Origin of the sequence: Novosphingobium tardum, assembly GCF_042652045.1 — a bacterium.
Classification (GTDB): Bacteria; Pseudomonadota; Alphaproteobacteria; order Sphingomonadales; family Sphingomonadaceae; genus Novosphingobium; species Novosphingobium tardum.
On the sequence record NZ_JBHSDR010000006.1, the window covers coordinates 824,119 to 837,014 of the forward strand.

The 12,896-nt window shown below is 69.1% G+C and carries 12 protein-coding genes and 1 riboswitch; of the genes, 8 read left to right on the forward strand and 4 right to left on the reverse strand.

What is annotated here, in order from left to right; genetic code table 11:
- Positions 1-166 precede the first annotated feature (166 nt).
- The gene (thiC, locus tag ACFO0A_RS11995) at positions 167-2,026 is read right to left on the reverse strand and encodes a phosphomethylpyrimidine synthase ThiC (RefSeq protein ID WP_379539241.1); all 1,860 of its coding nucleotides are present in this window, start codon (positions 2,024-2,026) and stop codon (positions 167-169) included.
- Positions 2,027-2,080: 54 nt separating this feature from the next.
- A riboswitch (TPP riboswitch) is annotated at positions 2,081-2,165 on the reverse strand.
- A 158-nt stretch (positions 2,166-2,323) separates the two neighbouring features.
- On the opposite strand from thiC, the gene ACFO0A_RS12000 reads away from it, so the two are divergent.
- Positions 2,324-3,694, forward strand: coding sequence for a flavin-containing monooxygenase (locus tag ACFO0A_RS12000; protein WP_379539242.1), 1,371 nt, complete (start codon positions 2,324-2,326; stop codon positions 3,692-3,694).
- Positions 3,691-4,557, forward strand: a complete 867-nt coding sequence (locus tag ACFO0A_RS12005) for an enoyl-CoA hydratase-related protein (protein WP_379539243.1) — start codon at positions 3,691-3,693, stop codon at positions 4,555-4,557. Before ACFO0A_RS12000 ends, ACFO0A_RS12005 begins: the two co-directional genes overlap by 4 nt.
- A gap of 3 nt (positions 4,558-4,560) precedes the next feature.
- Here ACFO0A_RS12005 and ACFO0A_RS12010 read toward each other — a convergent pair whose 3' ends face one another.
- The 3 genes from ACFO0A_RS12010 to ACFO0A_RS12020 all read right to left on the reverse strand — a co-directional run bounded on the left by ACFO0A_RS12010 (position 4,561) and on the right by ACFO0A_RS12020 (position 6,652).
- On the reverse strand, positions 4,561-5,448 hold the full coding sequence (locus tag ACFO0A_RS12010; RefSeq protein WP_379539244.1) for a MipA/OmpV family protein: 888 nt from the start codon (positions 5,446-5,448) through the stop codon (positions 4,561-4,563).
- A 68-nt stretch (positions 5,449-5,516) separates the two neighbouring features.
- Positions 5,517-6,113, reverse strand: a complete 597-nt coding sequence (locus ACFO0A_RS12015; RefSeq protein ID WP_379539245.1) for a DUF2585 domain-containing protein — start codon at positions 6,111-6,113, stop codon at positions 5,517-5,519.
- Positions 6,110-6,652 carry a GNAT family N-acetyltransferase gene (locus tag ACFO0A_RS12020; RefSeq protein ID WP_379539246.1) on the reverse strand — a complete coding sequence of 181 codons (543 nt, stop codon included), beginning with the start codon at positions 6,650-6,652 and terminating at the stop codon, positions 6,110-6,112. The genes ACFO0A_RS12015 and ACFO0A_RS12020 overlap by 4 nt, the downstream gene beginning before the upstream one ends.
- Before the next feature lie 82 nt (positions 6,653-6,734).
- Between ACFO0A_RS12020 and crtY the strand changes: the two genes are divergently transcribed.
- From crtY to ACFO0A_RS12050, 6 genes are all read left to right on the forward strand, one after another.
- The gene (crtY, locus tag ACFO0A_RS12025) at positions 6,735-7,901 is read left to right on the forward strand and encodes a lycopene beta-cyclase CrtY (RefSeq protein WP_379539247.1); all 1,167 of its coding nucleotides are present in this window, start codon (positions 6,735-6,737) and stop codon (positions 7,899-7,901) included.
- Positions 7,898-9,385, forward strand: a complete 1,488-nt coding sequence (locus ACFO0A_RS12030) for a phytoene desaturase (RefSeq protein WP_379539248.1) — start codon at positions 7,898-7,900, stop codon at positions 9,383-9,385. The genes crtY and ACFO0A_RS12030 overlap by 4 nt, the downstream gene beginning before the upstream one ends.
- Before the next feature lie 7 nt (positions 9,386-9,392).
- Complete coding sequence (locus ACFO0A_RS12035; protein ID WP_379539249.1) at positions 9,393-9,974, forward strand: LOG family protein; 582 nt, start codon at positions 9,393-9,395, stop codon at positions 9,972-9,974.
- Complete coding sequence (locus tag ACFO0A_RS12040; protein ID WP_379539250.1) at positions 9,971-10,963, forward strand: phytoene/squalene synthase family protein; 993 nt, start codon at positions 9,971-9,973, stop codon at positions 10,961-10,963. Before ACFO0A_RS12035 ends, ACFO0A_RS12040 begins: the two co-directional genes overlap by 4 nt.
- 65 nt (positions 10,964-11,028) lie before the next feature.
- Positions 11,029-11,442 (forward strand): response regulator transcription factor, encoded by a 414-nt coding sequence (locus tag ACFO0A_RS12045; protein WP_379539251.1) that lies wholly within the window; start codon positions 11,029-11,031, stop codon positions 11,440-11,442.
- A 179-nt stretch (positions 11,443-11,621) separates the two neighbouring features.
- Complete coding sequence (locus tag ACFO0A_RS12050; protein WP_379539252.1) at positions 11,622-12,881, forward strand: acetyl-CoA hydrolase/transferase family protein; 1,260 nt, start codon at positions 11,622-11,624, stop codon at positions 12,879-12,881.
- Positions 12,882-12,896: the final 15 nt, after the last annotated feature.

Sequence of the window (12,896 nt, forward strand, 5' to 3'; positions counted from 1 at the left end):
ATCTACCACGCGCATGGCGCGCATCATGGGCACCGAATTCCAAGCTCATCACAGGTGGAAATCGTCCTCTGAGGAAACCTCCGAAGAGCGAAAGAGAGCTTAGCCGAGCAAGATGTGGAAAAGGGGCGGTTCTCACGCCCCTTTTTTCATACCCCGCAGAGCACGCTCAATCGTGCTCCCGATCACCAGCGCCGATATACAGCTCCCGCCCGCCATCGTTGTAGACGCGGCTCATCTCGGCCATCCCGGCTTCCACCTCCTCGGCGGCGATGAAGCTGTCCGCCCCCGCATTCTGCTTCGCCGCGAAGTCGCGCACTTCCTGGGTGATCTTCATCGAGCAGAACTTGGGCCCGCACATCGAGCAGAAGTGCGCGGTCTTGGCCCCTTCGGCCGGGAGTGTCTGGTCGTGGTATTGCTCGGCGGTGTCGGGGTCGAGGCTGAGGTTGAACTGGTCGCGCCAGCGGAATTCGAAGCGGGCGCGGCTGAGCGCGTCGTCGCGCAGCTTGGCCGCGGGATGGCCCTTGGCGAGGTCGGCGGCGTGGGCGGCGAGCTTGTAGGTGACCACGCCCACCTTCACGTCGTCGCGGTCGGGCAGGCCGAGGTGTTCCTTGGGCGTGACGTAGCAGAGCATCGCGGTGCCGAACCACCCGATCATCGCGGCGCCGATGCCGCTGGTGATGTGGTCGTAGCCGGGCGCGATGTCGGTGACGAGCGGCCCGAGCGTGTAGAACGGCGCCTCGCCGCAGGCGGCGAGCTGCTTGTCCATGTTCTCCTTGATCTTGTGCATGGGCACGTGGCCCGGCCCCTCGATCATCACCTGCACGTCCTGCGCCCAGGCGCGCTTGGTCAGCTCGCCCAGGGTATAGAGCTCGGCGAACTGGGCCTCGTCGTTGGCGTCGGCGACCGAGCCGGGGCGCAGGCCGTCGCCCAGCGAATAGGCGATGTCATAGGCCTTCATGATCTCGGTGATCTCGTCGAACCGTTCGTAGAGGAACGATTCCTTGTGATGCGCGAGGCACCACTTGGCCATGATCGATCCGCCGCGGCTGACGATGCCGGTGACGCGCCTGGCGGTCATCGGGATGTACGGCAGCCGCACCCCGGCGTGGATGGTGAAGTAGTCCACCCCCTGCTCGGCCTGTTCGATCAGGGTGTCGCGGAAGATCTCCCAGGTCAGGTCCTCGGCGATGCCGCCGACCTTCTCAAGCGCCTGGTAGATCGGCACGGTGCCGATCGGCACGGGGCTGTTGCGGATGATCCATTCGCGGGTGTCGTGGATGTTGCGGCCCGTCGAGAGGTCCATCACCGTGTCCGCGCCCCAGCGGATCGACCAGACCAGCTTGTCGACCTCGCTTGCCACGTCGGACGCGACCGCCGAATTGCCGATGTTGGCGTTGATCTTGACCAGGAAGTTGCGCCCGATCGCCATCGGCTCGCATTCCGGGTGGTTGACGTTGCTGGGGATGATCGCGCGGCCGCGCGCCACTTCGTCGCGGACGAACTCGGGCGTCACGTGGTCGGGGATGCTCGCGCCCCAGTCCTGCCCGTCGCGCATGTGGCCGGCGATGGCCTCGCGGCCGATGTTCTCGCGGATGGCGACGTATTCCATCTCGGGCGTGATGATCCCGCGCCGGGCGTAGTGCATCTGCGACAGGTTCGCGCCCGCCCGGGCCCGCAAGGGACGGCGCAGCGCGGCGGGGAACGGGGGCACGCCGCCCGACCGGTCGGGGCCGAGCTGGCCGTTGTCCACTGCCTGGACGGGGCGCGGGGCGTATTCCTCAACATCGCCGCGGGCTAGCTGCCAGTCGCGCCGGATCATCGGCAGGCCGGCGGCGATGTCGATCGTGGCGGCGGGATCGGTGTAGGGGCCCGAGGTGTCGTAGACATTCAGCGGCGGCTCGCCCGACGAGGGCTCGAGGTCGATCGCGCGCATCGCGACCTTGAGCGGGCCGACGTGGATCTTGCGGCTGCCGCGGATCGGCCCGGTGGTCACGCCGATTTCCAGCTTCGAATTGATGTCGGCCATGGATGCTCCTTGGGCGGAAACGGGAGCGGGCCTTCTTTGCGGGGTCGCGGCCGGCCCTCCCTCCGCCCGTGTTAACGGGTTCAGGTTCGACGGGTCGTGGGACGTGACGCCCACCTCTCAGCCACATGGCTCCCCGGGGATGGCGCGACCATAAGTGCATCGCGGGCCGGCGTCCAGTTGCCGCGCCCGACTTTCGGACGCGGGCGCCCGGCGGCAATCCCCTCTGGACTTAACCGCCCGATTAAAACTACCTTCGCGGCAGAGAGGGGCCCCGCGCCCGCAACGCAAGGAAGCGCGATGCCCGCATTGCCCAAGGTCTGCATCATCGGCGCCGGGTGCTCCGGCTTTACCACCGCCAAGCGCCTGAAGGACCGCGGCATTCCGTTCGACGTGTTCGAGGCTTCGGACGACATTGGCGGCAACTGGTACTTCGCCAATCCCAACGGCATGTCGTCCTGCTACAAGAGCCTGCACATCGACACTTCGAAGTGGCGGCTCGCGTTCGAGGACTATCCCGTCCCCGCCGACTGGCCGGACTATCCCCATCACGCCCAGCTGCTCCAGTACTTCCACGACTATGTCGACCATTTCGGCCTGCGCCCGCACATCGCGTTCAACACCCGGGTGGAGAAGGCGGAACGCCGTGCGGAAGGCGGCTGGCAGGTGACCCTCTCTACCGGCGAGACGCGCGACTACGATGCGCTGGCGGTGGCCAACGGCCATCACTGGGCGGCGCGCATTCCCGAATATCCCGGCAGCTTCGACGGGCCGCAGCTTCATTCGCACAACTACCGCAGTCCGTTCGAGCCGGTCGATTGCGTCGGCAAGCGCGTGCTGGTGGTGGGCATGGGCAACAGCGCGATGGACATCGCATCGGAGCTTTCGCAGCGCCCGATCGCCGAGCGCCTGTTCGTTTCCGCGCGCCACGGCGTGTGGATCTTTCCCAAGTACTTCAAGGGCCAGCCGATCGACAAGAACCCCGCCCCGGCGTGGATGCCCAAGGGGCTGCGCCAGTGGCTGGGGGGGCGGATGATCCGCGGCCTTGTCGGCAGGATGAGCGACTATGGCCTGCCCGAGCCGACCATCGGCCCGTTCGAGAGCCACGGCACCGTATCGGGCGAATTCCTGCTTCGCGCGGGATCGGGCGACATCGCGATGAAGCCGGGGATCGAGCGGCTCGACGGCGACGGCGTGGTGTTCACCGACGGTAGCCGCGAAAAGCTCGACGTGATCGTCTGGGCAACGGGCTACGACATCAAGTTCCCGTTCTTTTCCGATGCCGCGCTGCAGGCCGATGCCGAGAACCGCCCCCCGCCGCTGTTCAAGCGTATCCTGAAACCGGGCGTGCCGGACCTGTTCTACATGGGGCTGGCCCAGCCGCTCCCGACCCTGGTCAATTTCGCCGAGCAGCAGTCGAAGCTCGTCGCCGCCTACCTTGCGGGCGATTACGTGCCGCCCGCGCCCGAGGAGATGGCGCGCGTCATCCGCGCGGACGAGGAGTATTATACCGGGCAGTATTACAAGTCGCGCCGCCACACGATCCAGCTCGACTTCGATCACTACGTCCGCCACCTGAAGAAGGAACTCGCCGCCGGCGCCAGGCGCGCCGCCGCCGGGGGACACAAGCTTCCCGTCCCGGGCCGCGAACCGGCGGAAGCCGCGGCATGAGCGACACCCGAACCGTGATCGTCGAGCAGGATGGCCCGATCCTGTGGCTGCGCCTGAACCGGCCCGAGGCGATGAACGCCTATACCGCCGACATGGGCGCGGAACTGACCGCCGCGTTCAACCGGGCCGACACCGACGACAGCGTGCGCGTGGTGGTCCTGACCGCCAATGGCCGGGTGTTCTGCGCGGGAGCCGACGTTTCGGCGGGCGCCGGCGCGTTCGATACCGCCAGCGGCACGGGCGCCACCGCGTTCGGCGCGGGGCGCGACAACAACGAGCGCGCGAACGATTTCGTCGGCGCGATGATGGACTGCCGCAAGCCCTCGATCGTCGCGTTCAACGGATCGGCGGCGGGCGTGGGGCTGACGCTGACGCTGCCCTGCGACATCCGCATCGCCGCCGACCACGCAAAGTTCGGTTGCGTCTTCGCCCGGCGCGGTCTGGTGCCCGAGGCCGGGTCCGCCTGGTTCCTGCCGCGCCTCGTCGGGTTGCCGCAGGCGCTCAAATGGTGCCTCACCGGCGCGCTGTTCCCCGCCAGCGAAGCGCTGGCCGCGGGATTGGTGAGCGAGACCTGCCCCGCCGACCAGCTCGAAGCACGGGCGCGCGAGCTGGCGCTGGAGATCGCCGCGAGCACCGCGCCGGTCGCGCTGGCGCTGACCCGGCGGATGCTGTGGCAGTTCGGTGGCGAGCCCGGTCCGCAAGGCGCGCTGGCGATCGACGCCGCGCTCAATATCGCGCTGGGACAGACCGCCGACGTCCACGAAGGCGTGGCGGCGTTCCTCGAGAAACGGGCGCCCGATTTCCCGGGCACCGTGTCGCAGGACCTGCCCGCGACGCCGTGGTGGCGGCGCGGCGCCGGCTAGCGGTCAGAACGTGAAGCCAAGCCCGCCGCCGATCACCCACTGGTCGCGGCTGCCGCGGATCGAGGTGAGCGGGGTCCGCTTCGCGTCGCCCAGCAGGCGGTTGTAGCCGGCGATGCCGAACACCGCGAGACCGCCGTTGGTCAAGTCGCCGTCGAGGTCGACCCCGGCGAACAGGTTCGCGCCGACGTTCTTCCACCCGCCCTTGGCCTGGAACGCGGGTAGTCCGCTGGCCACGCTGCCCGCCGGGCTGACGGTGAAGTAATAGTTCGCGTAATCGTCGTCGGCGTGCTCGGCGGTGAGCGACAGGTTGACCGCCGCCCCCTTGCTGAGCGGGGTGAAGTAGCTGACCGAAGGCGCCACGATCATCCCCTTGTGCGCTCCGGCTACGTCCCAGCGCACGTCGCTCGACACGGTCACGCTGTCGTAGCCCGTCAGCAGGTCGTAGAACGTAATCCCGGCATTGGCGCCGACCTCGATCGCGGTATCGAGCTTGCCCAGTCGCTTGACCACCGGGTCCTTGATGTGGCCCGTCCGGTTGGCGCGCACCCGCGCCGTGGGGCCAAGCGAGAAGCCGACCTTGGCCCCCTTGGGGTCGGGAATGAAGTCCAGCGCTACGCCGCCGGGCCGGGGGGTGATCGCCACGCCGAGCAGGTTCCCCTGCACCACCGGCGCGGGATAGAGCACGTAATCGTCCGAGCCTTCGTAGCTGGGCGAATAGACCGCGCCGGCCCCGACGGTGAGGTAGTTCCCGTCGAACACGGTTTCGGCCTGCGAGCCATCGTTCTGGGCACGGGCCGGGGTGGCGGTGGTTGCGGCGGCGGCCAGCGCGGCAAGTGCCGCGGCGCGCAAGGTCTTGGCATGCATGATCGTGGGAACCCCTGTTCGTTCCACGCACCAACGCACGCGGCGCAAAGGGGTTTCAGCCGGCCCGTCGATTGCCGCGCGGCGTGGTCTCCCGGTTAGCCCGCCGCCTGCCACGCGCGGACCGCATCGAGCGGCCAGACCAGCATCAGGATGTTCAGCGTCAGGTTGTCGCGGATCATCGCCAGCGTGAACAGCTCGAACGCGATGGCCAGCACCACGCTCGCCCATACCGGCAGGCGCGAGGCCAGGACGAAGCCGACCACCATGAAGCCGATGTCGGACAGCGAATTGACCACGCTGTCGCCGACGTAGCCGAAGCTGACCGTGACCGCGCGATAGCGGTCGATGATGATCGGCGAGTTCTCCAGCAGTTCCCAGAACGCCTCGAACGCGACCGCAATGGGCAGCGCCCATGAGGTGGGCCGCCCGCCGAGGAGCTTCCAGCGGCGCCACAGCAAGTGCGCGAAGAAATAGAACAGAAGCCCGTGGATGACGTGGCTGAACGAATACCAGTCGGCGATGTGCTGGCTGTTTTCGGACGACTGGACGACCCCGTGCCATAGCTTGACTGTGCCGCAGGCGCAGATCGCGGAACGGCCCATCGCGAGCAGGATCGCGCCCGTAGCTAGCCCGATGGCCAGCGCGGCGAACCAGCCGGCGCGGCGCGGCAAAAGGCTGGCGGGCGCGGTCATGCCGGCTCCTTTTCCGGCGGGGTCGTGTCGCCCACGCCCAGCGCCCGCTGCATGTAGAGGGTATCGAGCCAGCGGCCATGCTTGCGCCCGACGCTGCGCATCCGGCCCGTCTCGGCGAACCCCGCGCGGGCATGGAGCGCAACGGAGGCCGGCTCGGCCCCGCCGATCACCGCGATCATCTGGCGAAACCCGCAGGCCGTGGCGGCATCGAGCAGCGCGGCGAGAAGCGCGCCGCCGATCCGCTGCCCGCGCCGCCAGGCCTCGATATACACGCTGTTCTCGCAGGCGAAGCGATAGGCCGGCCGGTCGCGGAACTGGGCGGCATAGGCATAGCCGACGACCGCGCCGGCCCCATCGCGCGCCACCAGCCAGGGCCACCCGGCATCGAGCACGCGGGCCATGCGCGCGGCCATTTCGGCGGCGGTGGGCGGCTCGGTCTCGAAGCTGGCGGTGCCTTCGCGCACGTGGACGGCATAGATCGCGGCAACCGCCGCCGCGTCGTCCAGGCTCGCCCGCGCGATCTCGATCGTCCCCCTCATCGTGCCCGACGATGCCCCATTCGAAGGCCGCCGCCAAGCGATCCGGTTGCGCGTATTCCGCGTTGCGGTAAAGCGGCGGCGGATGATCCAGCATCACACCGACCTCGCGATCCTCGGCGGCGGCCTTTCCGGGGGACTGATCGCGCTTGCCCTCGCCTCAGCGCGCCCCGGCCTTCGGGTCATGCTGATCGAGCAGGGCGAATCGCTGGGCGGCAATCACATCTGGTCGTTCTTCGACAGCGACATCGCGCCCGCCGACCGCGCGCTCGTCGCTCCGCTGGTCGAGCGTCACTGGGACGGCTACGACGTGCGCTTTCCCGGCTCGGCGCGAACGCTCGGCACGGGCTACAACTCGATCACCTCGGCCCGGTTCGACGCGGTGTTGCGAGCGGCGCTCCCCGGCGATGCCGTCCTGACCGGCGCGGTCGTTGCCGCAGCCGATCCCGCCGGGGTGACGCTGGCCGACGGGCGGCGCATCGCGGCGCGCGGGGTGATCGACGCGCGCGGCTTGACAGCGGACGACCCAAGCCTCGCCGCGCTCGACTGCGCCTGGCAGAAATTCCACGGCCAGATGATCGAATGCCCGGCCCCGCACGGCCTGACCCGTCCGCGGGTGATGGATGCGCGCGTCACCCAGCACGACGGCTTTCGCTTCGTCTATTGCCTGCCATTCGACGAACACCGCGTATTCGTCGAGGACACCTATTACTCCGACGGTCCCGCGATCGACCCGCAACTGCTGGCAGGGCGGATCGCCGCCTATGCCGAAGCGCAGGGGTGGTCCGATGCCCGCGTCCTCGCCAGCGAAACGGGCGTGCTGCCGGTGGTGATCGGCGGCGATTTCGACGCGTTCTGGCCGGCAGACGACCCGCTGCCCCGCGCGGGCACGCGCGCCGGGCTGTTCCACCCGCTCACCAGCTTCTCGCTGCCCGATGCGGTGCGGCTCGCCAGCCTGGTCGCCGGGCTGCCCGCGCATGACAGCGCGACGCTGGCCGTCGCGATCCGCGATCATGCGCGCAACCGTTGGAACGCGGGCGGATACTACCGCCTGCTGACCCGGATGATGTTCCGCGCCGCCGAACCGGCGCAGCGCTGGCGCCCGCTGGCGCACTTCTACCGGATCGGCGCGGCGCGGGTCGAACGGTTCTATGCCGGGCGCTCGACGATGACGGACAAGCTGCGCATCCTGATGGGACGGCCGCCGGTGCCGCTGGGCCGTGCGCTGGCGACGATTGCGGGGACAAGATGAGCAAGGTTGCGGTAATCGGCGCGGGCTTCGGAGGGCTGGCCTTGGCCATCCGCCTGCAATCGGCGGGCCACGCGGTCACGCTGGTCGAGGGGCGCGACAAGCCCGGCGGGCGCGGCTATTTCTGGCAGCGCGAAGGCTTCACCTTCGATGCCGGGCCGACCGTCATCACCGATCCCGCGTGCCTCGAGGAACTGTGGGCGCTGTCCGGGCACAAGATGGTAGAGGACGTCGAGCTCGTCCCGGTCATGCCGTTCTACCGCCTGCAGTGGCCCGACGGCACGGTGTTCGACTATTCCAACGATGAGGCGGGGCTGGCCGCCGAGATCGGCCGGGTCGCGCCGGGCGACCTGCCGGGCTACCACGATTTCCTGCGCTACAGCGCCGGGGTCTACGAGGAAGGCTACGTCAAGCTCGGGGCCAAGCCGTTCCTCGACTTTGCCAGCATGATCAAGGCCGCGCCGGCGCTGGCCCGCTACCAGGCCTGGCGCAGCGTCTATTCGATGGTCTCCAGCTTCGTGAAGTCGGAAAAGCTGCGTGAGGCGCTGTCGTTCCACACGCTGCTCGTCGGCGGCAATCCGTTCACCACCAGCGCGCTCTATGCCCTGATCCACAAGCTGGAGAAGGACGGCGGCGTGTGGTGGGCCAAGGGCGGCACCAATCGCCTCGTCGCCGGGATGGTGGCTCACTTCGAACGGCTCGGCGGCGTGGTCCGTATGGGCGATCCCGTGACCCGCATCGCAACGCTGGGCGACAGGGTGACGGGGCTCGAGACCAAGAGCGGCTGGCGCGCCGATTTCGACGCGGTGGCGAGCAACGCCGACCTCATGCATAGTTACCGCGACCTGCTGGGCGACAGTTTCCGGGGCAAGGCGCAAGGGAAAAGCCTGGCGAAAAAGCGCTATTCGCCCAGCCTGTTCGTCGTCCATTTCGGGATCGAGGGGACGTGGCCGGGCATCCCCCACCACATGATCCTGTTCGGCCCGCGCTACAAAGGGCTGCTCGACGACATCTACGTCCACGGCGTGCTGCCGCGCGATTTTTCGATCTACCTCCACCATCCGACGGTGACCGACCCGGCGATGGCGCCCGAGGGCATGAGCACGTTCTACGCGCTCGTCCCCGTGGCTCACCAGGGCAAGCTGCCGGTCGACTGGGACACGATCGGCCCACTTCTGGAAAAGCGCATCCTCGACACGCTGGGCGAACGGCTCATCCCCGACATCCACAGCCGGATCGTGACCAAGTTCCACTATGCCCCGGCCGATTTCAGCCGCGACCTCAACGCGCACCTCGGCAGCGCCTTCAGCCTCGAGCCGACGCTGACGCAGAGCGCGTGGTTCCGCGCCCACAACCGCGACGACGCCATCGGCAACCTCTACTTCGTCGGCGCCGGAACCCACCCTGGCGCGGGCATTCCCGGCGTGGTGGGGAGCGCCAAGGCCACCGCCGGGCTGATGCTGGAAGACCTCAAGACACGAACATGAGACATCTATGAAGAAGCTTGCCGTCTATTGCGGGTCCGCCACCCCAGCCGATCCCCGCTACATCGAACTTGCCCGCGACGTCGGCCGCACCCTGGCCCAGCGCGGGATCGGGCTCGTCTATGGCGGCGGGCGGCTGGGGCTGATGGGCGCGCTGGCATCGGCCGCGCTCGATGCGGGAGGCGAGGTGATCGGCGTGATCCCCGAGGCTCTCGTCGGAGGCGAAGTCGCCAATACCGACTGCACCGAGCTGCGGATCGTGGCCAACATGCACGAGCGCAAGGCCGCTTTCACCCACCTCTCGGACGGGTTCCTGACCATCCCCGGCGGGGTCGGCACGATGGACGAGCTGTGGGAGGCGGTAAGCTGGTCCCAGCTCGGCTACCACGCAAAGCCGGTCGGCCTGCTCAACGCGTTCGGGTTCTACGATCACCTGATCGCGTTCAACCGCCACATGATCGAGGTCGGCTTCGTCCGTCCGGCGCACCAGGGGATCATCATCGCCGAGTGCGAGCTTGACCTGCTGCTGGCCCGCATGGCGGCGCACGAGCCCCATACCCCGATCTTCGAGATGGACCCCACCAAGCTGTGACCGCCGACCGGCCCGACCGCGCATCGCTCGTGGCCCAGGCCCATTCCGCGATTGCGCGCGGGTCGCGCAGCTTTTCCGCCGCCAGCCGCCTGTTCGACCGCACCACGCGCGAGCGGGTGTGGCTGCTCTATGCCTGGTGCCGGCGCTGCGACGACCTGGCCGATGCGCAGGACATGGGCGGTGCGCTGGGCGATCAGCGCGGCGCCGCAGCCCGCCTTGCCATCATCCGCAAGCTGACGGACGAGGCGCTGGCGGGCAAGCCTACCGGCGACCCCGCGTTCGACGCCTTCGGCCTCGTCGCCGCCGAAACCGGCCTGACCGGGGCGATGGCCGACGATGTGATCGCCGGCTTTGCCCTCGACGCCGCCGACTGGCAGCCGCATTCCGAAGCCGACCTGATGCGTTACTGCTATCACGTCGCCGGCGCGGTGGGCGTGATGATGGCGGTGGTGATGGGCGTCTCCCCCGCCGACGAGGACACGCTCGACCGCGCCTGCGACCTGGGCCTGGCCTTCCAGCTCGCCAATATTGCCCGCGACATCGAAGAGGACGACGCGGCCGACCGCTGCTACCTGCCGATGGAATGGCTGGCCGAGGCCGACATTCCCCCGGGCGAGCACCTCAAGCCGCACTATCGCCGGGCATTGACCCCGCTGGTGGCGCGGCTGGTGCGGATCGCCCATGCTCACGAGTGCTCGGCCCGGATCGGCGCGGGGCGGCTCAAGCTGCGCCAGCGCTGGGCGGTGCTGTCCGCCGCGGGCATCTATGGCGAGATCGCGCGGGTGGTGGAACGGCGCGGGGCCCACGCCTGGGACCACCGCACCGTGGTATCGGATTTCCACAAGCTGGGCTGGATCGCGCGCGCCGCGTGGGAAGCGCTGATGCCGCCGCCCCGCGCCTGCCGCGACGGTGCCGAGGCCAGGCTGTGGACCCGCCGCGACCTTGCCGGCGGGATCAAGCCGCCCGGTGCGATAGGTATTTGTCCGTAGGGCCGCGTGGGCGCAATGCTAACGCCTGGTCAACCATGGTCGGCTTCGCACCAGCGGAGCCAACGATGCCCAGGATACTTGCCGCCGACGATGACGACCTGCTGCGCGAACTGGTGCGGCTGAGGCTCTGCGCCGCGGGGCATCAGGTCTATTCCTTTCCCGACGGGGCGACCGCGCTTGCCGCAGTGCCCGACGTCGCGCCCGACTGCATCGTGCTCGACATGACGCTTGCGGAAATGTCCGGCCTTGCCGTTCTGTCGGCGCTGAAGGCCGATCAGGACTTCGCCCACGTCCCCGTCATCATGCTGACCGACCGCAAGGGGCAGGACGACGTGCTTGCCGCCCTGCGCGCCGGTGCGGCCGACTATCTCGTCAAGCCGTTCTTCCCCGACGAGCTTTCGCTTCGCATCGCCAGCGTGCTCCAGCGCGAGGGCATCGGCGCGCAAGCCTGGCCTCGGGGCAGGTCCGCAGCGGCCTGACCCGCTGGTCCCTTCAGTTGCCCGGCCCGCCTCGGCGGGCGCGCCCGCCCCGCTATCCCTGACCGGGGCGGGCGCAACCCCGGCCCCAGATGCCCCGCCGCGGGTTGACCGCGCGGCGAACCGTGGCCAGACGCAGACCCGTCCGCACCATGGCGGCATAAGAGGGTCAATATCCTGCAATGAGCGAACCGCGCCGTATCGCGCCCGAGGCGCTGCCTGCCGCCCTTGCCGAACTGCTTCCGCCCGGCGGGCTGGCGCTGGTATCGTCATGCGCCGCCGAATCCGCGATCCTGGCCGATGGGGTCGCAGCCGCGGGAGATGCGCTGGGCGCGATGACCTTCACCGGGATATTCCTGCCCGGCACCAACCGCCGGGTGTGGCAGGCGGGCGCCGACAGCCGCGTGCTGACTTTCTTCCTAACCCCCGAACTGCGCGCGGCCGGCGAGCGGGTGACGTTCCTTCCGCTGTGTTACGACGACATCGGCCGCGAGCTGCGCCGCCGCCGCCCCGACGCCGCCCTGCTGATGTGCAGCCCGCCAGATGCCGACGGGATGTGCAGCCTTGGCGTGCAGGTGGACTTCCTGCCCGGGCTGTGGCGCGACATCGGCGTGCTGGTGGCGCACATCAATCCGGAAATGCCGCGCGTCGCGGGCGATCCGGGCATCCCGTTTTCCGCGTTGACCGCCTACGTCGAACAGGCTCAGCCGCTCTTGACCGCGCCTTCGGGAACGCCCGACGCGGTGGCCCAGGCCATCGCCGAGCATGTCGCGCCGTTCGTGCCCGACGGGTCCACGCTGCAGGTCGGGATCGGCAAGATCCCCGATGCCCTGCCCGCCGCGCTGTCGCATCGCCGCAATCTGAGGGTTCATTCGGGATTGCTGGGCGACTGGCTGCTCGAACTTCAGGCCAGCGGCGCGCTGGCGCCGGGCCCGTCGGTCCTCGGCGGGATCGCTGTGGGCAGCACGGCGCTCTATGCCGCGCTCGACGACCCGGCGATCGCGATGCAACCTGTGGCGGTCACTCATGGCGCGGCGGCGCTGGCGAATGTCGAGCGCCTCGTCACGATCAATTCGGCGATCGAGGTCGACCTGTTCGGCCAGGCTTTTTCCGAACTTGTCCCCAAGGGGCTGATGTCGGGGCCCGGCGGCGCGACCGATTTCGCCCGCGGCGCACGCTCGGGAGGCGGCACGCGGATCGTCGCGCTGCCCGCCAGCGCGGGCAAGGAGGGGCAGATCAGCCGGATCGTCCTGCCCGGCGCCGGTGCGGGACCGGTCTCGCTTTCCCGGACGGAAATCGATGTCGTGGTGACCGAGCACGGCGCCGCCGACTTGCGCGGCACCGACTATCCGACCCGTGCCGCCCGTCTGATCGCTCTGGCCGCGCCGGAGCACCGCGAGGCGCTCGACGCCGGCTGGCGCGCGTTCGCGGCGCGGCTTTGATGCGCGCGCGCGGAG

Excerpts from the sequence above, each read along its gene's own strand:
- ACFO0A_RS12015 (WP_379539245.1), bottom strand. The coding sequence starts at position 6,113 with ATGACCGCGCCCGCCAGCCTTTTGCCGCGCCGCGCCGGCTGGTTCGCC.
- ACFO0A_RS12035 (WP_379539249.1), top strand. The coding sequence starts at position 9,393 with ATGAAGAAGCTTGCCGTCTATTGCGGGTCCGCCACCCCAGCCGATCCC.
- ACFO0A_RS12005 (WP_379539243.1), top strand. The coding sequence starts at position 3,691 with ATGAGCGACACCCGAACCGTGATCGTCGAGCAGGATGGCCCGATCCTG.
- crtY (WP_379539247.1), top strand. The coding sequence starts at position 6,735 with ATGATCCAGCATCACACCGACCTCGCGATCCTCGGCGGCGGCCTTTCC.
- ACFO0A_RS12000 (WP_379539242.1), top strand. The coding sequence starts at position 2,324 with ATGCCCGCATTGCCCAAGGTCTGCATCATCGGCGCCGGGTGCTCCGGC.
- ACFO0A_RS12030 (WP_379539248.1), top strand. The coding sequence starts at position 7,898 with ATGAGCAAGGTTGCGGTAATCGGCGCGGGCTTCGGAGGGCTGGCCTTG.
- thiC (WP_379539241.1), bottom strand. The coding sequence starts at position 2,026 with ATGGCCGACATCAATTCGAAGCTGGAAATCGGCGTGACCACCGGGCCG.
- ACFO0A_RS12020 (WP_379539246.1), bottom strand. The coding sequence starts at position 6,652 with ATGAGGGGGACGATCGAGATCGCGCGGGCGAGCCTGGACGACGCGGCG.
- ACFO0A_RS12050 (WP_379539252.1), top strand. The coding sequence starts at position 11,622 with ATGAGCGAACCGCGCCGTATCGCGCCCGAGGCGCTGCCTGCCGCCCTT.
- ACFO0A_RS12045 (WP_379539251.1), top strand. The coding sequence starts at position 11,029 with ATGCCCAGGATACTTGCCGCCGACGATGACGACCTGCTGCGCGAACTG.